The organism is Caballeronia cordobensis (assembly GCF_001544575.2).
Lineage (GTDB): Bacteria > Pseudomonadota > Gammaproteobacteria > Burkholderiales > Burkholderiaceae > Caballeronia > Caballeronia cordobensis.
Window position 1 is genome coordinate 23,626 of the sequence record NZ_FCNY02000037.1, and the last position, 18,544, is coordinate 42,169.

Genomic DNA, 18,544 nt, shown 5'->3' on the forward strand with positions numbered 1-18,544 from the left:
CGCGCGAAACATAGCGACCCACAGGAAACCGCATGAAAACCATTTCCCGCTTTGCCCTCGCGACGGCCGCCGCATTCGCCGTGACGCTCGGCCTGGGCTGCTCGGCGCAGGCCGACCAGACCACCGACAAACTCAAATCGACGCTGGAATCGCGCATGGGCGACGCCACCGTCAAGAGCATCCAGAAGACCGAGATTCCGGGCCTCTACGAAGTGAATCTCGGCTCGCAGATCGTCTATAGCGATGCGACCGGCAACTACGTGCTGATTGGCGATCTCGTCGATACGCGCAGCAGCCGGAATCTCACCGAAGCGCGGCTCGCGGAAACCAACAAGATCGATTTCGCGAAGCTGCCGCTCGAAAACGCGGTGAAAGTCGTGAAGGGCAACGGCAGCCGCAAGATCGCGGTGTTTTCCGATCCGAATTGCCCGTACTGCAAGCAGCTCGAATCGACGCTGAAGTCCATCGACAACGTGACCGTCTACACCTTCCTGTATCCGGTGCTCTCGCCCGATTCGACGGCCAAGTCGAAGTCGATCTGGTGCTCGAAGGATCGCGGCATGACGTGGGAAAGCTGGATGCTCGATCACAAGGCGCCGAGCATGGCGGCATCGTGCGACACGACCGCCATCGACAAGAATCTGAAGCTTGGCCGCTCGATGAACGTCACCGGCACGCCGACCGTGTTTCTCGCCGATGGCCGGCGTCTGCCGGGCGCCGTGCCCGCCGACCGGCTCGAAAAAGAACTGTCCGCCGTGCGCTGAGCGCGAGGCGAAACGAGGAAGGGAGGCGCGTCATGCGCCTTCTCTGTTTTTACGGCCTTGCTTTTGCGAAAGCGCAGCGTAAAGAAGCAAGGCGCCGGACGCGCTCATTCATGTTCATTCTCGAGCGCGCATCCAGAACAAGAACAAGGACATCGAGATGACATCGCTCATGCAAGCCGCGCAGCCCGTGCGCTACAGCATCGTTCCGAAAAATCCCGCCGCGCATCTCTTCGAAGTGACGCTGACGGTCGCCGAGCCCGATCCCGCCGGCCAGCGTTTCATGCTGCCGGTCTGGATTCCGGGCAGCTACATGATCCGCGAGTTCGCGCGCAATATCGTGACGCTGCAGGCGTTCAACGCGGCCGGCCGCAAGATCGCCATCGAAAAAATCGACAAGCACGCGTGGCAGGCCGCGGCAACCGAAGGCCCGATCACGCTGCGCTACGAGGTCTACGCGTGGGACATGTCGGTGCGTGCCGCGCATCTCGACGATACCGTCGGCTTCTTCAACGCCACGAGCACGTTCCTCGCCGTGGAAGGGCAATCGGGCGCGCCATGCATCGTCGATATCCAGCCGCCGCAGGGCGGCGCGTACCGCAACTGGCGCGTCGCCACCGCCTTGCCGGAAGCGCGCGGCACGAAGCGCTACGGCTTCGGCGCGTATGAAGCGGCGAACTACGACGAACTCGCCGATCATCCCGTCACGCTCGGCGAATTCGCGCTCGGCAGCTTCAACGCGCATGGCGTGAAGCACGACATCGTGATCTCGGGGCGCGTGGTCAATCTCGACATGAACCGTCTCGCGGCGGATCTCAAGCGCGTGTGCGAAGCGCAGATTGCGCTTTTCGAGCCGCGCACGAAGAAAGCGCCGATGGACCGCTACGTGTTCATGACCGTCGCCGTGAGCGATGGCTACGGCGGCCTGGAGCATCGCGCATCGACGGCGCTGATCTGCAATCGCACGGATCTTCCGGTGCAGGGCCGGCCGGAAATGACCGACGGTTATCGGACCTATCTCGGCCTGTGCAGCCATGAGTATTTCCATACGTGGAACGTGAAGCGCATCAAGCCGGCGGCGTTCGCGCCCTACGATCTGTCGCAGGAAAATTACACGACGCTGCTGTGGCTCTTCGAAGGCTTCACGTCGTACTACGACGATCTGATGCTCGTGCGCAGCGGCCTGATATCGGCGGGCGATTACTTCAGCCTGGTTGGGAAGACGATCGGCGGTGTTCTGCGCGGCAGCGGGCGGCTCAAGCAATCCGTCGCGCAGAGTTCGTTCGACGCGTGGGTGAAGTACTACCGCGCCGACGAAAACGCGCCGAACGCGATCGTCAGCTATTACCAGAAGGGCTCGCTCGTCGCGCTCGCGTTCGATCTTTCGATTCGCGCCCAGACGGACAACCGCAAATCGCTCGACGACGTGATGCGCCTTCTGTGGCAGCGCTACGGCCGCGATTTTTATCATGGCAAGCCGCGCGGCGTGCGGGAGGAAGACATCGAGGCGCTTTTCGCCGAAGCGACGGGCGCGGACCTGCGCTCGCTTTTCCGCGAAGGCGTGCGCGGCACGCGCGATTTGCCGCTCGACGCATTGTTCGAGCCGTTCGGCATCGCGCTCGCACCGGACCTGCCGGGCAACGGCGCGTCGCTGAAACCCACGCTCGGCGCGCGCGTGCGCGGCGGCGCGGATTGCACGCTGGCGGTCGTCCACGAGGGCAGCGCGGCGCAGAAGGCGGGATTGTCGGCGGGCGACGTGCTCGTTGCGATCGACGGGCTGCGCGTCACCGGCTCGAATCTCGACGCGCTGCTGTCGCGCTACGTGCCGGGCGCGAAGGTGGAAGTGCATGCCTTCCGCCGCGACGAACTGCGCCGCACCGAACTGAAGCTCGACGGACCTGAAATCGCGCGTTATGCGCTCACGGCCATCGACGGGCGCGGGCCGTCGAAACAATGGCGCGAGCGCTGGCTGAAAGGCTGAAGCCGAAAGAGCGTGGCGGATTGTTCCACCAGTGCAACGATCCGTCACAATCGGATGGCTTTTTCCCGAGGGTCGAAATGAGAAGAATGCTTCCTAAGCCGGACGCCTGAGGCGCCCGAAACCTCACAGAGATAGGAAGCCATCATGACGACGATTCTGCAAATCAACTCCGCCGCCCGTTCGCAAGGCGCTCAATCGACGCTGCTCGCCGACGAACTGACCGCGAAACTGCAACAAAGCAATCCGGGCTCGAAGGTGGTCGTGCGCAATCTGCTGGGCGACGCGATCCCGCACCTGGACGACGCCACGCTCGGCGCGTTCTTCACGCCGGCCGATCAGCGCACGGCGGAACAAGCCGCGATCAACGCGAAGAGCGAAGCGCTGATCGCCGAGCTGCAAGCTGCGGATATCGTCGTGATCGCCGCGCCGCTTTACAACTTCGGCATTTCGTCGCAACTGAAAACGTATTTCGACTGGATCGCACGTGCCGGCATCACGTTCAGCTACACGGCGAACGGCCCGGAAGGTCTCGTAAAGGGCAAGAAGGTGCATGTCGTGTCGGCGCGCGGTGGCAAGTACGCGGGTACCCCGAACGATTCGCAAACGCCTTTCCTCAAGACGTTCCTCGGCTTCCTCGGCATGACCGACGTGAACTTCATCTACGCCGAAGGCCTGAACATGGGGCCGGAAGCGGCAGGCGCGGCGCTGGCGTCGGCGCGTGAGGCGATCGCGGCGGTTTAAGCGGTTCCGTTCCAGCAAAAAACCCCGCGTGGCGGGGTTTTTTGCGTTTCTACGCCAGCAATTCGGGCGCGGCGGGCAAGCGCCAGTCGATCGGTTCGCGGCCGCATTTCGTCAGATAGTCGTTCGCGAGCGCGAAATGTCCGCAACCGAAGAATCCGCGATACGCCGACAGCGGGGACGGATGCGCCGCCTCGAGCACGCAATGCGATTTCGCGGTTCCATCGATCAGCGCGCGCTTCGCTTGCGCGTGCGCGCCCCAGAGCATGAACACGAGCCCGTCGTGACGCATCGCCATTTCGTGGATGAGCGTATCGGTGCATTGCTCCCAGCCGCGCTTCGCATGGCTTCCCGCCTTGTCGCGCTCGACGGTCAGCGACGTGTTGAGCAGCAGCACGCCTTGCTTCGCCCACGAATCGAGACAACCGTGCGCGGGCGCGGGAAAGCCCAGGCTCGCGTGAATTTCCTTGAAGATATTGCGCAGCGACGGCGGCGGGCGCACCGGCGCGGGCACCGAAAACGCGAGTCCGTGCGCTTGCGGCGCGCCTTTGTCCTCGCCGTGATACGGGTCCTGGCCGAGAATCACGACTTTGACGTCGGCGGGCTTCGTGAGACGCAGCGCGCGAAAGACATCGGCGGGATAGACCGTTTTGCCGGCGGCGCGCTCGGCATCGACGAATGCGCACAGCGCCGCGTAATGCGTGCCGCCGATGAACGGCTTCAGATGCTTGCGCCAGTCGGCGGGTAGGGCGTCGAACTGGCTTTCGAGCGTCGGAACGTTCGACGGTGCGCTTGCGGCTTCGTTATCCGCGAAGAGGGAAGGCTGTCGGCTCATGCTCAGGCGTCGCGTGTCTTGCCGGCGGGCTGCTCGCGCAGCAGATAGCCGCGCTGCGCCTTGCTCTGATCTTCGGGCGTGAGTTCGGGGAACGCGCCGCGCAGTTCCGCCGCGAGCATCGAGAGCGCGCTCTCTTCGCCCGATTTCAGTTCCAGTTCGAGTTCGCTGATTTCCGCACGACGCGTCTTGCCGTCGACTTCGGCGGTGATCTCGCCGAGATCCAGCGCCACTTCGATCTGCGAGCCCTCGCGTTCGATATCCCACACGATGCGGCGAACGTTCGTCTTGAAGAGCGCGATGAGATCCGGCGCGGCGCGTTCCAGCGCGTCGCACGCATCCTCGCTTTCGCAGGCGGCGAGCAGCGCGTCGATGTCGAGCGCCTCGCCCGCGACCGGCAATTCCCACTCGTGCCTGCTGCTCAGGCCGCCCACCGTCTTGCCGAGCGTCTTGTACGTCTGCAGCCATTCATCCGGCGTGCGGCGCAGGCGCAGCGCGGCTTTCGCCTTCGCGAGCGCGCAGTCCGGCGTATCGAAATAGACGTTGGCGAGCTCGATCGGCTTGCCCGCGCCGGTGCGTTCGTCGAAGAAGCGCGCGATGTCGTCGTGCTGCGACGGCGCGAGCGCGAGCTTGAGTTCCCGTTCGATACCCAAAATACGGTCCTTTCGATGAATTCAGAAGAACATGCGCGCAAGCTCGGCGCCCGGATCGTCGGCGCGCATGAACGCCTCGCCGACGAGGAACGAGTGCACGCGCATGGCGCGCAGCCGGTCGACATCGACACGCGACAGAATGCCCGACTCCGTCACGACGATGCGGTCGTCCGGAACGCTTTCCAGCATGCCGATGGTCGTCTCGATCGTCGTTTCGAAGGTGCGCAGGTTGCGATTGTTGATGCCGATGAGCGGCGTCTTGAGCGTGAGCGCGTCGCGCAGTTCGTCGGCGTCGTGCACTTCGACCAGCACCGCGAGGCCGAGCGAATGCGCATAGGCTTCGAGATCCTGCATTTGCGAGAGTTCGAGCGCGGCAGCGATCAGCAGGATGCAGTCCGCGCCCATCGCGCGCGCCTCGATGATCTGATACGGATCGATGATGAAGTCCTTGCGCAGCACCGGCAGGCTGCACGCGGCGCGCGCTTCCTCCAGATACGCGACGCTGCCTTTGAAGAACTGCACGTCGGTGAGCACGGAAAGACAGGCGGCGCCGCCCTTTTCGTACGAACGCGCGATGTCGGCGGGCACGAAATGCTCGCGCAGCACGCCCTTCGACGGGCTCGCTTTCTTCACTTCCGCGATGACGGCGGCCTGATTGGCCGCATGCTTCGCGCGCAACGCGCCGACGAAATCGCGCAGGTCGCGCGAACTGGCTTCGAGCTTCAGCTCTTCGAGCGGCGCGCTTTGCTCCGCGGCCCGAATTTCATCGCGCTTGACCGCGATGATGCGATCCAGAATGTCACTCATGTTAGCTTCCGTTATTTCTTCGCGAATTGCTGCGTGAATTTCACGAGCACGTCGATCTTCTCGCGCGCCGCGCCGCTTTCGATCGCTTCGCGCGCGGCGGCCATGCCGGCTTCGATCGTATCGACGACATCCGCGGCATAAAGCGCCGTGCCCGCATTCAATGTGACGATTTCGCGCGCGACGCCCGCCTTGTTGTTCAGCGCGCCGAGCAGCATGGCCTTTGATTCCTGCGCGTCCTGTACTTTCAGCGTGCGATTCGACACCATCTGCAGGCCGAAGTCCTCGGGGTGAATCTCATACTCCGTGACTTCACCGTTCTTCAGCTCGCCGACCTTGGTGGCCGCGCCGAGCGAGACTTCGTCCATGCCGTCCTTGCCGTACACGACGAGCACGTGTTTCGCGCCGAGGCGCTGCATCACGCGCACCTGTATGCCGACCAGATCTTCGTGGAACACGCCCTGAAGCTGATTCGGCGCGCCCGCCGGGTTCGTGAGCGGCCCGAGGATATTGAAGATGGTGCGCACGCCGAGTTCGCGGCGCACCGGCGCGATGTTCTTCATCGCCGGATGATGATTCGGCGCAAACATGAAGCCCATGCCAGTTTCGGCAATCGACGCAGCCACTTGTTCCGGTGTCAGATCGATGTTGACGCCGAGCGCTTCGAGCACGTCCGCGCTGCCGGATTTGCTCGACACGCCGCGATTGCCGTGCTTCGCGACCTTCGCGCCCGCCGCCGCCGCCACGAACATCGACGCGGTGGAAATGTTGAACGTATGCGAGCCGTCGCCGCCCGTTCCGACGATATCGACGAAATTCGAGTTGTCCTCGACTTCGACATGATTCGCGAACTCGCGCATCACGGTGGCGGCCGCGGCGATCTCGCCGATGGTTTCCTTCTTGACGCGCAAGCCGGTGATGATCGCGGCGGCCATCACGGGCGACATCTCGCCGCGCATGATCTGGCGCATCAAGTGCAGCATTTCGTCGTGGAAGATTTCGCGATGCTCGATCGTGCGCTGCAGCGCTTCCTGTGCGGTGATCATGTTTACGCTCGCTTTCCGGTCGTGGTGTTCTTGACGAAGTTTTCGAGCAGCGCGTGGCCATGCTCGGAAAGAATCGATTCCGGATGGAACTGCACGCCTTCCACTTCCAGTTCACGGTGACGAACACCCATGATTTCACCGTCCGGCGTCCACGCGGACACTTCGAGACAGTCAGGCAAAGACTCGCGCTCGATTGCGAGCGAGTGATAGCGCGTGACGTTGAAGTGTTTGGGCAGATCGGAGAACACGCCTTTACAGTCGGTTTCGATCTGGCTCACCTTGCCGTGCATGATGGTCTGCGCGCGCACGACGCGGCCGCCGAAGGCTTCGCCGATCGCCTGATGGCCGAGGCACACGCCGAGAATCGGCAGCTTGCCGGAGAACTCGCGCAGCACGTCGAGCGTGATGCCCGCGTGCTGTGGATTGCTCGGTCCGGGCGAAAGACAAATGCGCTCGGGATTCAGCTTCGCGATGTCATCGAGCGTGATTTCGTCGTTGCGATACGTGTGCACGTCGCAGCCGAGCTCGCCGAAGTACTGGACCAGGTTGTAGGTGAAGGAATCGTAGTTGTCGATCATCAGCAGCATGGTCTTGTCTCCTCAGAAGTCGCTGTCGAGGCCGTCTTGCACTTGCTCGGCGGCGCGCAGCACGGCGCGCGCTTTATTCTCGGTTTCTTGCCATTCGGATTCCGGCACGGAGTCGGCCACGACGCCCGCCGCTGCCTGAACGTAGAGATTGCCCTTGTGGATGAGGCCGGTGCGGATCGCGATGGCCAAGTCCATTTCGCCGCTGAACGAGAGATAGCCGACTGCGCCGCCGTACAGTCCGCGCTTGACCGGCTCCAGTTCGTCGATCAGTTCCATCGCGCGCACCTTCGGCGCGCCGGACAGCGTGCCGGCCGGGAACGTCGCGCGCAGCACGTCGAAGTTGCTCATGCCGTCCTTAAGCTTGCCTTCGACCGAACTCACGATGTGCTGAACGTGCGAATACTTTTCGATGATCATTTTGTCCGTCACCGAAACCGAACCCGTCTGCGCGATGCGGCCCACGTCGTTGCGCGCGAGGTCGATCAGCATCACGTGCTCGGCAACTTCCTTCGGATCGTTCAGCAGTTCGGTGGCAAGTTCCGCGTCGCGTTCCGGCGTATTGCCGCGCGGACGCGTGCCGGCGAGCGGGCGGATCGTCACGATGCGATCTTCGGCGCGCTTTTCCTGCCGCACGAGAATTTCCGGCGATGCGCCGACCACGTGAACGTCGCCGCCGAAGTTGTAGTAGTACATGTACGGCGACGGATTTAGCGAACGCAGCGCGCGATACAGCGAGAGCGGATTGTCGCGGAACGGCTTGATGAGGCGCTGACCGACCTGCACCTGCATTAGCTCGCCGGCGGCAATGTATTCCTTCGCCTTGCGCACGGCGTTCAGATAGTCGTCCTTCTTGAACTCGCGGAACGTCTCGGTGCGCACGCTCGACGAGGTCACCGGCGGCTGCACCGTCACGCGCAGACGCGCGCGCAGTTCGCGCAGACGATGCTTCGCCTTGGCATATGCTTCGGGTTTCGTCGGATCGGCGTAGACGATCAGATAGAGCTTGCCCGCGAGATTGTCGATGACCGCGACTTCTTCCGTGAGCAGCAACTGGATATCGGGAAGATTGAGATCGTCGGGCGGCGCGGTGTGCGCGAGCTTCTTCTCGATATAGCGCACGGCGTCGTAGCCGAAATAACCGGCGAGACCGCCGCAAAAACGCGGCAGGCCGGGCCGCGTCGCGACCTTGAAGCGCTTTTGATAGCGCTCGATGAACGCGAGCGGATCGCCTTCGTCCGTTTCGACGACGTTGCCGTCCGTGAGCACCTGCGACTTGCCGTTCTGCACGCTGACGATCGTGCGCGCCGGCAAGCCGATGAACGAGTAGCGCCCGAAGCGCTCGCCGCCCACGACGGATTCGAGCAGAAACGAGTTGGCGCCATTGCGCTCGGTTTGCGCGAGCTTGAGATACAGCGAGAGCGGCGTTTCGAGGTCGGCGAGGGCTTCGGCAATGAGCGGAATGCGGTTGTAGCCTTCGTTCGCCAGCGATTGGAATTCGAGTTCGGTCATGTTGCGATCCTTTATCGACACGCGCGTTCTTGGGCGGCGCGGCATCGGGGAGAGCTGGGGACGCTGCGGTCGGCCGTATCCCGTGATGATCGCACACGAAGGCCTCGCCGCTTCAGATCAGCGGCTGACCTGAGACGGAGCGGCGCACGCACGAGCGAAGCTCGACGGGTTGCGATTCGACGGAAACGGCGCAGAGAGATGCGCAGCGAAACAAAAAACGGATGCTGAAGCGCGATCGGAAGATGGCTTCAGCGCACCTCGGGCGAGGTTAGCGCGACCAGCGACGCCAGGGCCAGGCTCCCCGGTCGATGCTGCTCAGACTCCGTTTTCTGTTGAGAAACATGTGAATGGACTTATTCAGTCAGTGTGGTGTCCGGCGGCGCCAATGTGGCGGCAATCGCCAGTGCTGCAGTGCGCAGCGAGGAAACTATACCATCGGATTTCACCGACTGTACAGGCTTCCCATGGTTGTAACCGTACGGAACCGTCAAGGTTGCGAGTCCTGCCGCACGCCCCGCGAGCGCATCGTTCTCCGAATCGCCGACCGCCACCGTTTCGCGCGGCAATACGTCCAGCCGTTCGCATGCGGTGAGCATGGGCAGCGGATCGGGCTTCTTCGCGGGAAGGGAGTCGCCGCCCAGAATCACCTTGAAGAAATCCGCGATGCCGAAGTGCGCGAGCAACTCCACGGCGAACCGATGCGGCTTGTTGGTCACGCACGCAAGCGCGATGCCGCTTTCGCGCATCGCGACGAGGCCTTCCTTTACTTCGGGAAAGAGCGCCGAATGCTTGCCGTTGACCTTCGCGTATTCGCTCTGATAGATAGCGAGCGCGTCGTCGAACTGCGCCGCCGCCTGCGACGGCGACAGGCGCACCGCCAGCACGCTGCGAATCAGATTTTCCGAGCCCTTGCCGACATAGTCCGTGACTTCTTCGCGCGTGACGTGCTGTTCGATGCCGATGCGCGCGAGCATGGCGTTCAGCGCGGCGACGAAATCGTCCGCGGTATCGACCATGGTGCCGTCGAGATCGATGATCGCCGCGCGGATCGGACGGTTGACGAACGGCGGCTGCGCCGCTGCGATCTCGCTCATGCTTTCGCTCCCGATTCGGCTTTCGCCAGTTCCGCGCGCATCGCGTCGATAACCTGCTTGTAGTCAGGCTTCCCGAAAATGGCCGAGCCGGCGACGAACGAGTCGGCGCCGGCCGCCGCGATTTCCGCGATGTTGTCGACCTTCACGCCGCCGTCGACTTCGAGATGGATCTCGCGGCCCGTGCGATCGCGATACGCGTTGATGCGCGCACGCGCCTCGCGCAGCTTGTTGAGCGCTTCGGGAATGAACGACTGTCCGCCGAAACCCGGGTTGACCGACATGATCAGCACGAGATCGACCTTGTCCATCACGTGATCCAGATAATTGAGCGGCGTCGCGGGATTGAACACCAGCCCCGCCTTGCAGCCGTGATCGCGGATCAGCGACAGCGTGCGGTCGATGTGATCCGACCCTTCCGGATGAAAACTGATCACATTGGCGCCGGCTTTCGCGAAATCGGGCACGATGCGGTCAACCGGACGCACCATCAGATGCACGTCGATGGGAACGTCGACGTGCGGGCGGATGGCCTCGCACACCATCGGGCCGATCGTGAGATTCGGCACGTAGTGGTTGTCCATGACGTCGAAGTGGATCCAGTCGGCGCCAGCGGCGACGACGTTGCGGACTTCCTCGCCAAGGCGGGAGAAATCGGCGGACAGGATGCTGGGAGCGATGTGGAATTGCGCCATGGACGTATGCGGGTAGCGGCCTAAAGCCGTGATTTTAACCCGCGTTTTTACATCGGGTCGCTCGTCCGAACGGCCAACGGGCGCGCGCGGATGTGGCGTCCGGCCGCCAAGCGTGTTGCGGGCGCGGCCTGCATCAAGCAGAATGCCAGACGAAATAGCGGCGCGCCCGCGTCAGCCGGCGCAGCGGCCAATCGAATGGGAATTGGAACAACGATGAGCCAGTACGAATTCAGCGTTTCCGTGGAGACGCGGTATTTGCCGGAACAGTCCGACCCGGATAGCCGCCAGTATGCGTTCGCCTACACGCTGACGATTCGCAACACCGGCCAGGTCGCGGCGCAACTGATTTCGCGGCACTGGATCATCACCGACAGCAACAATCACGTGCAGGACGTGAAGGGGCTCGGCGTTGTCGGACATCAGCCGCTCTTGCCGCCGGGCGAGCAGTTCGAATACACGAGCTGGGCCGTGATCGCGACGCCGGTCGGCACGATGCGCGGCGAGTATTTCTGCGTGGCGGAAGATGGCGAGCGCTTCGAAGCGCCCATAGCGGAATTTGCATTGCATATGCCGCGCACGCTCCACTGAGCGAAGACCCGCGGCACGCGGCGCAACTCAGCGCCGATTGGCTGGATCGTTCGAGCGGTTTTGGTTTTTCTTCTTGCCCGATGCCGTCCACACGACGATGAAAATCAGCAAGGCGAGCGCCACGAGCGACTCGAGCGCAAAAATAAGCATTGGATATTCGTCGAACAGATCAGACATGGCGGTTCCCATCAAGAACGAGCATTGTATGCGTTTCGCGCGGCCGACCGCGCGTGTGGCGGCCTGGGCCGCATCGATTGCAACCGCTGTCCTGCTGGCCTCGTGCGGAGGCGGCAGCTACGTGAAGCCTGGCCCCGCCACGGCGACGGGCACGCCGATTACCACCGGCCAGCGTGCCGCGTCACGGCTGACGGCGGTAAGCTGGCAGCAGGTGCCGGGCTGGCAGGACGATTCGCTGATCGGCGCAACGGCCGCGCTGCGTCAGAACTGCAGCCGGCTCGCGCGTCAGACCAACTGGCAGAAGGCGTGCGCGGCGGCCCTGCGGCTCGATGACCTCGACATGTCGGCGGCGCGCAGCTTCTTCGAAACTTACTTCACGCCATTTCAGCTCGCCAATACCGACGGCACGCTCGACGGTCTCGTGACAGGCTATTACGAGCCGCTTCTGCGCGGCTCGCGCACGCGTCACGGCATATATCAGTACGCGCTTTATCGTTGGCCGTACAAGTACAAGCCGGGTTCGGCGTTGCCCGTGCGGGCGCAGCTCGAACGTTCGGGCGTCTTGAACGGCAACGAACTCGTGTGGGTGGACGATCCGATCGAAGCGTTCTTCCTGCAGGTGCAGGGTTCGGGACGCGTCACGATGGAAGACGGCAGCGTGATGCGCGTCGGATTTGGCGGTACGAACAATCAGCCGTATCGATCGATCGGCAAGGAATTGCTCGATCGCGGCGAACTGACGCCCGCGCAGGCGACGATGCAGGGCATCAAGGCATGGGCGAAGGCGAACCCGGCGCGCGTCGATGCGCTGCTCGACGTGAATCCGCGCTTCGTGTTTTTCCGCGAAATGCCCTCGAACGACACGGTGACGGCAAGTCTCGGCGATGGCCCGGTGGGCGCGCTCGGTGTGCCGTTGACGCCCGAGCGTTCGATCGCGGTCGATCCGTCGGCGATCCCGCTCGGCACGCCGGTGTTCCTGCAGACGACGCGTCCGCTCAGCAATCAGCCGATGAACCGTCTCGTGTTCGCGCAGGACACCGGTTCCGCGATCAAGGGCGGTGTGCGCGCGGACTACTTCTGGGGTCTCGGCGACGATGCGGGCGATCTCGCAGGCCGCATGAAGCAGGGCGGCAGAATGTGGCTATTGATGCCGAATTCCTGATTCGGTCTGGTGATTTTCCGAAAAGCTCGCGGCCCGCAAGGCCCGCGAGCTTTTTTTGACGCTATTTATTGCGCCGGTCGATCACGCGCCGCGCCTTGCCGACCGAACGTTCGATGCCGTTCACTGCAAGCACGTTCACCACGGCGCTTACGCCGATCAACGCCTTGATGTCGTAGGCGAGCGCGGCCTTCGCGCTGTCGAGCGCGGCGAGATCGGGCGCCGACTCCGGGCAAGGTTCCACGTTCAGGGTCAGAACGTCGAGCGGACCTTCCTTCGTGAGCACGATCTGATAATGCGGCGCGAGCACAGGACGCTTCAGCAGCAATTCTTCGATCTGCGTCGGGAACACGTTGACGCCGCGAACGATCATCATGTCGTCTGAGCGGCCGGTGATCTTTTCCATACGGCGCATCGTGCGCGCGGTGCCGGGCAGAAGGCGCGTCAGATCGCGCGTGCGATAGCGGATGATCGGCAGCGCTTCCTTCGTGAGCGACGTGAAGACGAGCTCGCCGAATTCGCCGTCAGGCAACACTTCGCCGGTTTCCGGATCGATGATTTCCGGATAGAAGTGATCCTCCCAGATCGTCGGGCCGTCCTTGGTTTCCGCGCATTCCGACGCGACGCCCGGACCCATCACTTCCGAAAGTCCGTAGATATCGACCGCGTCGATGCCCATGCGCGTTTCGATTGCGCGTCGCATGTCGTTCGTCCACGGCTCCGCGCCAAAAATGCCGATCCGCAGCGAACAGGCAGCCGGATCGAGACCCTGACGCTCCAGTTCGTCGGCGATAGACAACATGTAGCTCGGCGTGACCATGATGATGTCAGGCCGGAAGTCCTGAATCAGTTGCACCTGCTTCTCGGTCTGCCCGCCGCCGAAAGGAATGACCGTGAGCCCCGCACGCTCCGCGCCATAGTGCGCGCCGAGGCCGCCGGTAAAAAGCCCGTATCCATAGCTCACGTGGACCTTGTCGCCGCGGCGCGCACCGGCGGCTCGAATGGAGCGCGCCACGAGATTCGCCCAGTTGTCGAGATCCTGCGTCGTGTAGCCGACGACCGTCGGCTTGCCCGTCGTGCCGGACGATGCGTGAATGCGCGAGACGCGCTCCTGCGGCACCGCGAACATGCCGAAGGGATAGTTGTCGCGCAGGTCTTTCTTCGTCGTGAAGGGAAAGCGCGCCAGATCCGAAAGCGACGTGACTTCATCCGGATGGACGCCGGCTTCGTCGAACTTGCGCCGGTACACCGGCGAATTGTCATAGGCGTGTTTGAGCGACCATTTGAGGCGCTCCAGCTGCAGCGCCGCGAGTTCGTCGCGGCTCGCCTTCTCGATCGGATCGAGCGGCAGCGGTGTGGTCATTGCTGTCTCCTTGATGCTGACTTCTCGGCGCGGCCATTGCATGCCGCGTCCGTTATATGAACGAGCCCGTCAGGCGGGGATCACGGTGCCTCGAATCTGAGCGGACTTGCCGCGGAACATCGCGACCGCTTCGCCCTCCCGGTTCGTCACGCGGATATCGTAAATGCCGGTGCGCCCGCTCAACGTCTGCTCGATCGCTTCCGCGGTCAGACGGTCGCCGCCTTGCACGGGGCGCAGAAATTCGATCGAGCAGCCCGCCGCAACGGTGCTGATGTTGTACGAGTTGCAGGCGAAAGCGAACGCGGAGTCCGCCAGCGTGAACATGAGACCGCCGTGGCAAATCGCATGACCGTTGAGAAAGTCCGGACGAACGTCCATTTGCAGCCGCGCGTAGCCCGGCCGCACTTCGATCAATTCGATGCCGAGCGCGCGCGAGCAGGCGTCGGATTCGTACATGGCCTTGGCCGTGGCTTCCGCGAGTTGTTGTGGCGTCACGGGTGTCTCCGGATTGAGTTGATTCTCACAGACCTTCGAAGCGCGGCGCGCGCTTTTCCTTGAATGCGGCCACGCCTTCGATGTAGTCGGGCGACGCGCCCAGTTCGCGTTGCAGATCGCGTTCGAGGTCGAGTTGCTGGTCGAACGTCTTGTTGGCGCTCGCGCGGATGGCCTGCTTGATCGCGATGACGGCGCGCGCGGGCTGTTGCGCGAGTTGGGCGGCGAGTTGCGCTGCCGCTTGCTGCAGTTCGCCGTCTTCGACGACGCGCCATACGATTCCCCAGGCTTCCGCCTTTTCAGCGCTGAGTTTTTCGCCTGTCAGCGCGAGGCCGAGCGCGCGCGCCTCGCCGACGCGGCGCGGCAAGAGCCACGTTCCGCCCGAGTCGGGCACGAGGCCGATCTTCACGAATGCCTGAATGAAACTCGCGGATCGCGCCGCGACGACGAGATCGCACGCCATGGCGAGGTTCGCGCCGGCGCCGGCGGCCGTGCCGTTTACGGCTGCGATGATCGGCAGGCGCATGGCCTGCAGCCTGCGAACCAGCGGATTGAAGAACTCGTCGATGAGATCGCCGAGATCCGACATCGAGCCGGGCGTGAAATCGAGATCCGCCAGATCCTGGCCCGCGCAGAAACCGCGACCCGCGCCAGTAATGACCAGCGCCCGCGCGTTGCCGGCCTCGATTTCAGTGAGCGCCTCGTTCAACTCGCGATGCATCGCGCGCGTGAAGCTATTCAGCTTGTCCGGACGATTGAGCGTGAGCGTCGCGACACGCGTCTCGCCATCGATGCGGAACAACACGGACTTCTCTGTCATTGCTTCTCCTATGTCGCCGAGTCCAGCCGCGACGGCTACTGCCGACCGGTTTCTTTACCTTCCGATACTAGCCGCGCGGCGGACTGCTTTCCATTCGGCCGAATGGCATAAGCCGTTTGCACGGCGTTTCGCCCTTCGTGCTCTCGTCGTCGTTTTGGCTTATGCCGTTTGGCCGGCTTCCGCCGGCGCGGCCATCGGCGCAACATGGACCCGGCTCTGCACCACGCGGAAGCGGTTCGCGACGAAAGCGGCGTCGGAGAGCGCGGCGTTCGCCGCCGGGTTCGCACCCGTGCCGTGGAAGTCCGAGAAGGCTGCGGTCTGATTGACGAACACACCGCCCGTGAGATTGATCGAGAGAGCCACGCCGCCCTCGATGGCCGCTTCGTGCGCGGCTTCGATCACCTTGTCGTCGGTGCTGTAGGCACCGAACGTCAATGCGCCGTGCGTGCGCGCGATCGAGCCGGCGAGGTCGAGCGATTGTGCGGTCGAGTCGGTGGCGACGATGAACGAAATCGGGCCGAACCATTCCTTCGTGAACTTGGCTTCGTCGGTTTTCGCGTCGAGCTTGAGAATGAGCGGCGTAAGCACGCGCGCTTCAGGAAACGCCGGGTGCGCGAGGGACTGGCTATCGAGCAGGATCTCGCCGAGCGCCCGGGCTTCGTCGAGGCGGCTCGCCACTCCGTCGTTCTGAATCGCGCCCGTGAGTTCGACGGCACGCGCCGGATCGGATGCCAGCTTTCCGACCGCGCCCGCGATGGATTTCGCGACATCGTCGAAACTGAGATGGCCTTCGGCCGTGCGGATGCCATCGCGCGGCACGTAGATATTCTGCGGCGCCGTGCACATCTGACCGGAATAGAGCGCGAGCGAGAAGGCGATGTTGCGCGCGGCGGCTTTCATGTCGTCCACGGAATCGATGACGATCTGATTCACGCCCGCCTTCTCGGTGTACACCTGCGCCTGATGCGCATTGCGTTCGAGCCAGTTGCCGTTTTGGGTGCTGCCCGTGAAGTCGATCAGCTTGATTTCCGGACGGACGGCCAGTTCCTGAACGAGTGCGCCGTCGTTGGGTTCGGTCGCGAGCAGGGTGACGACGTTCGGATCGAAACCGGCTTCGCGAAGCACATCACGCGCGATGCGCACGGTGATGGCGAGCGGCAGGATCGCGCCCGGATGCGGTTTGACGATGACGGCGTTGCCGGTCGCGAGATCGGCGAACATGCCCGGATAGCCGTTCCACGTCGGAAACGTGCAGCAGCCGAGTACGAGCCCGGTGCCGCGCGGGACGATGGCAAAGCGCTTTTGCATCGCGAGCGGCGGGTTCTTGCCTTGCGGCTTTTCCCAGTGAGCTTCAGCGGGGATGCGGCGCAACTGGTCCCACGCGTAGACCACGGCTTCGAGCGCACGGTCTTGCGCGTGCGGGCCGCCGGCCTGGAACGCCATCATGAAGGCCTGGCCGGTCGTATGCATGACGCTGTAGGCAATCTCGAAACTGGCGCGATTCAGACGCGACAGGATTTCGAGACTGACGCCAACCCACGCCTTCGGGCCGGCGGCGCGCCAGCCAGCCTGCGCAGCGCCAGCAGCTTTGATGAGCGCGTCGGGATCGGCTTTCGGGTAGCGGATGTCGAGCGCGATGCCGAACGGCGAACGTTCCTTGCCGACAGTGTCGCCCGTCGAAGGCTGATCGAGTTCGAACGTCTTGCCGAAGTGCGCCTTGAACGCGGCTTCGCCGTCGGCATTGGCCGTTTCCCCGTACACTTTGGGACTCGGCATTTCGGCAAACGGGCTCCAGTAGCCGCGTGTTTCGATGGCTGCGAGCGCTTTGTCGAGCGTCGCTTCGTGCTTCGTGAATAGCGGATGTGTCATGGTCGCGAGAAGAGTAGGGGAAAAGGTGCCGGGCCTAATAATTAACCGACCGGTTGGTTGGTGATGGTAGCATTATCGAGATGCTGTGACGATGTCTTTTCATTAGGGCTTACCTGAGGGTAGAGAGGGGGAGTGAATGGCTTACGAGAATCTGCTGGTCGAAACGCGTGATCGGGTTGGACTCATCACGCTCAACCGCCCGAAAGCGCTCAACGCACTGAACGACGCGCTCATGGACGAACTGGGTGCAGCGCTCAAGGCGTTCGACGCCGACGAAAACATCGGCGCGATCGTGTTGACCGGTAGCGAGAAGGCGTTCGCCGCGGGGGCGGACATCGGCATGATGGCGAGCTATTCCTATATGGATGTCTACCGGGGCGACTACATCACGCGCAACTGGGAGGCGATCCGCACCATTCGCAAGCCGGTCATTGCCGCGGTGGCCGGCTTCGCGCTGGGCGGCGGTTGCGAGCTTGCGATGATGTGCGACATCGTCATCGCCGCCGACACCGCCAAATTCGGCCAGCCGGAGATCAAGCTCGGCGTGATTCCGGGTGCGGGCGGAACGCAGCGTCTGCCGCGCGCCGTTTCGAAGGCCAAGGCGATGGACATGTGTCTGACCGCGCGGATGATGGATGCCAGCGAGGCCGAGCGCGCCGGACTGGTGTCGCGCATCGTCGGGGCGGATCGTCTGCTCGATGAGGCCATCGAAGCCGCGACGATCATCGCCGGATTCTCCTTGCCGGCCGTGATGATGGCCAAGGAGGCCGTCAACCGCGCGTACGAGACGACGCTGGCGGAAGGCGTGCATTTCGAGAGGCGTCTGTTCCATTCGTTGTTCGCCACCGAGGATCAGAAGGAAGGCATGGCGGCCTTCGTCGAGAAGCGCAAGCCTGTTTTCAAGCATCGGTGATTTCTATCGAGAAAGCGCTTGCGCTTGCGGATCTCACTCACTAGAATTCCGTTCCTTCGCGATTCGATGAACGCGAAGGGAGCGGGAGAGCGGCATCGGTGGTGTGCCTTGCAGGTGGTTTGAGGCGCAGTCAGTCAGCGAGAAAACTTCGAAATTCTTGTTGACAGTAACCGAGGCGGTGTTCATAATCTCGTTTCTCTGCTGCAGACAACGCAGCGACGCAAGACGGTGGTGAGGTTGGATGTCTTGCGATGTGCTCTTTAAAAACTAACAGCCGATAAGTGTGGGCGCTTGATAGCGAGTGCGGCTGGTCTTTCGGGATCAGTCATAGCAAAAGTATCAAGAGTCTCACACGAAGTATCAGAGGAAGGTTTTTGTCTTAGGACATTAATCATCGTCAGTACGTTGAGTGAGCGACCGGTTCTTAACGGAACCGAAAACAGTAACAGGTTTGAACTGAAGAGTT

The 18,544-nt window shown here is 62.9% G+C and carries 20 protein-coding genes; 6 read left to right on the top strand and 14 right to left on the bottom strand.

The window, feature by feature from the left end:
• The first annotated feature begins 32 nt into the window (after nucleotides 1-32).
• The 3 genes from AWB70_RS36555 to AWB70_RS36565 all read left to right on the top strand — a co-directional run bounded on the left by AWB70_RS36555 (nucleotide 33) and on the right by AWB70_RS36565 (nucleotide 3,483).
• Complete coding sequence (locus tag AWB70_RS36555) at nucleotides 33-764, top strand: DsbC family protein (RefSeq protein WP_041730684.1); 732 nt, start codon at nucleotides 33-35, stop codon at nucleotides 762-764.
• Between the two features lie 157 nt (nucleotides 765-921).
• Nucleotides 922-2,742: a M61 family metallopeptidase gene (locus AWB70_RS36560; protein ID WP_235024427.1), complete on the top strand. Its 1,821-nt coding sequence runs from the start codon at nucleotides 922-924 to the stop codon at nucleotides 2,740-2,742.
• 144 nt (nucleotides 2,743-2,886) lie between these two features.
• Complete coding sequence (locus AWB70_RS36565) at nucleotides 2,887-3,483, top strand: FMN-dependent NADH-azoreductase (RefSeq protein ID WP_014192369.1); 597 nt, start codon at nucleotides 2,887-2,889, stop codon at nucleotides 3,481-3,483.
• A gap of 49 nt (nucleotides 3,484-3,532) precedes the next feature.
• Here the strand turns inward: AWB70_RS36565 and AWB70_RS36570 are convergent, their stop codons facing one another.
• From AWB70_RS36570 to rpe, 8 genes are all read right to left on the bottom strand, one after another.
• On the bottom strand, nucleotides 3,533-4,315 hold the full coding sequence (locus tag AWB70_RS36570) for a uracil-DNA glycosylase (RefSeq protein WP_053568832.1): 783 nt from the start codon (nucleotides 4,313-4,315) through the stop codon (nucleotides 3,533-3,535).
• A gap of 2 nt (nucleotides 4,316-4,317) precedes the next feature.
• Nucleotides 4,318-4,965 carry a CYTH domain-containing protein gene (locus AWB70_RS36575; RefSeq protein ID WP_053568831.1) on the bottom strand — a complete coding sequence of 216 codons (648 nt, stop codon included), beginning with the start codon at nucleotides 4,963-4,965 and terminating at the stop codon, nucleotides 4,318-4,320.
• Nucleotides 4,966-4,986: 21 nt separating this feature from the next.
• Nucleotides 4,987-5,772, bottom strand: coding sequence for an indole-3-glycerol phosphate synthase TrpC (gene trpC / locus AWB70_RS36580; RefSeq protein WP_014192366.1), 786 nt, complete (start codon nucleotides 5,770-5,772; stop codon nucleotides 4,987-4,989).
• Nucleotides 5,773-5,783: 11 nt separating this feature from the next.
• Nucleotides 5,784-6,815 (bottom strand): anthranilate phosphoribosyltransferase, encoded by a 1,032-nt coding sequence (trpD, locus tag AWB70_RS36585; protein WP_014192365.1) that lies wholly within the window; start codon nucleotides 6,813-6,815, stop codon nucleotides 5,784-5,786.
• A gap of 2 nt (nucleotides 6,816-6,817) precedes the next feature.
• Complete coding sequence (locus AWB70_RS36590; protein WP_014192364.1) at nucleotides 6,818-7,402, bottom strand: aminodeoxychorismate/anthranilate synthase component II; 585 nt, start codon at nucleotides 7,400-7,402, stop codon at nucleotides 6,818-6,820.
• Between the two features lie 12 nt (nucleotides 7,403-7,414).
• Nucleotides 7,415-8,911, bottom strand: coding sequence for an anthranilate synthase component I (gene trpE, locus AWB70_RS36595; protein ID WP_041730681.1), 1,497 nt, complete (start codon nucleotides 8,909-8,911; stop codon nucleotides 7,415-7,417).
• 353 nt (nucleotides 8,912-9,264) lie between these two features.
• The gene (locus tag AWB70_RS36600) at nucleotides 9,265-10,005 is read right to left on the bottom strand and encodes a phosphoglycolate phosphatase (protein ID WP_053568830.1); all 741 of its coding nucleotides are present in this window, start codon (nucleotides 10,003-10,005) and stop codon (nucleotides 9,265-9,267) included.
• Entirely contained in the window at nucleotides 10,002-10,697 is a 696-nt protein-coding gene (gene rpe, locus AWB70_RS36605) for a ribulose-phosphate 3-epimerase (RefSeq protein WP_014192361.1), read from the bottom strand. Before rpe ends, AWB70_RS36600 begins: the two co-directional genes overlap by 4 nt.
• A gap of 213 nt (nucleotides 10,698-10,910) precedes the next feature.
• Between rpe and apaG the strand changes: the two genes are divergently transcribed.
• Nucleotides 10,911-11,285 (top strand): Co2+/Mg2+ efflux facilitator ApaG/CorD, encoded by a 375-nt coding sequence (gene apaG / locus AWB70_RS36610; RefSeq protein WP_041730679.1) that lies wholly within the window; start codon nucleotides 10,911-10,913, stop codon nucleotides 11,283-11,285.
• Between the two features lie 27 nt (nucleotides 11,286-11,312).
• Here the strand turns inward: apaG and AWB70_RS39815 are convergent, their stop codons facing one another.
• Nucleotides 11,313-11,477, bottom strand: coding sequence for a hypothetical protein (locus AWB70_RS39815; protein WP_510183502.1), 165 nt, complete (start codon nucleotides 11,475-11,477; stop codon nucleotides 11,313-11,315).
• Between AWB70_RS39815 and mltA the strand changes: the two genes are divergently transcribed.
• Nucleotides 11,461-12,624, top strand: a complete 1,164-nt coding sequence (mltA, locus tag AWB70_RS36615) for an MltA domain-containing protein (protein WP_053568829.1) — start codon at nucleotides 11,461-11,463, stop codon at nucleotides 12,622-12,624. The two genes, AWB70_RS39815 and mltA, sit on opposite strands and share 17 nt — an antisense overlap.
• 61 nt (nucleotides 12,625-12,685) lie before the next feature.
• Here mltA and paaK read toward each other — a convergent pair whose 3' ends face one another.
• The 4 genes from paaK to paaN all read right to left on the bottom strand — a co-directional run bounded on the left by paaK (nucleotide 12,686) and on the right by paaN (nucleotide 17,165).
• Entirely contained in the window at nucleotides 12,686-13,984 is a 1,299-nt protein-coding gene (gene paaK, locus AWB70_RS36620) for a phenylacetate--CoA ligase PaaK (protein WP_014192358.1), read from the bottom strand.
• A 69-nt stretch (nucleotides 13,985-14,053) separates the two neighbouring features.
• Nucleotides 14,054-14,440 (bottom strand): hydroxyphenylacetyl-CoA thioesterase PaaI, encoded by a 387-nt coding sequence (gene paaI, locus AWB70_RS36625; RefSeq protein ID WP_231927744.1) that lies wholly within the window; start codon nucleotides 14,438-14,440, stop codon nucleotides 14,054-14,056.
• Nucleotides 14,441-14,504: 64 nt separating this feature from the next.
• Entirely contained in the window at nucleotides 14,505-15,296 is a 792-nt protein-coding gene (gene paaG / locus AWB70_RS36630; protein ID WP_053568828.1) for a 2-(1,2-epoxy-1,2-dihydrophenyl)acetyl-CoA isomerase PaaG, read from the bottom strand.
• A 159-nt stretch (nucleotides 15,297-15,455) separates the two neighbouring features.
• The gene (paaN, locus tag AWB70_RS36635; RefSeq protein ID WP_053568827.1) at nucleotides 15,456-17,165 is read right to left on the bottom strand and encodes a phenylacetic acid degradation protein PaaN; all 1,710 of its coding nucleotides are present in this window, start codon (nucleotides 17,163-17,165) and stop codon (nucleotides 15,456-15,458) included.
• A gap of 136 nt (nucleotides 17,166-17,301) precedes the next feature.
• On the opposite strand from paaN, the gene AWB70_RS36640 reads away from it, so the two are divergent.
• Complete coding sequence (locus tag AWB70_RS36640; protein WP_014192354.1) at nucleotides 17,302-18,078, top strand: enoyl-CoA hydratase; 777 nt, start codon at nucleotides 17,302-17,304, stop codon at nucleotides 18,076-18,078.
• A 260-nt stretch (nucleotides 18,079-18,338) separates the two neighbouring features.
• On the opposite strand, the gene AWB70_RS39475 is transcribed toward AWB70_RS36640, so the two are convergent.
• Nucleotides 18,339-18,544: hypothetical protein (locus AWB70_RS39475; protein WP_235024428.1), on the bottom strand; the 206-nt coding region annotated here is incomplete at its 5' end.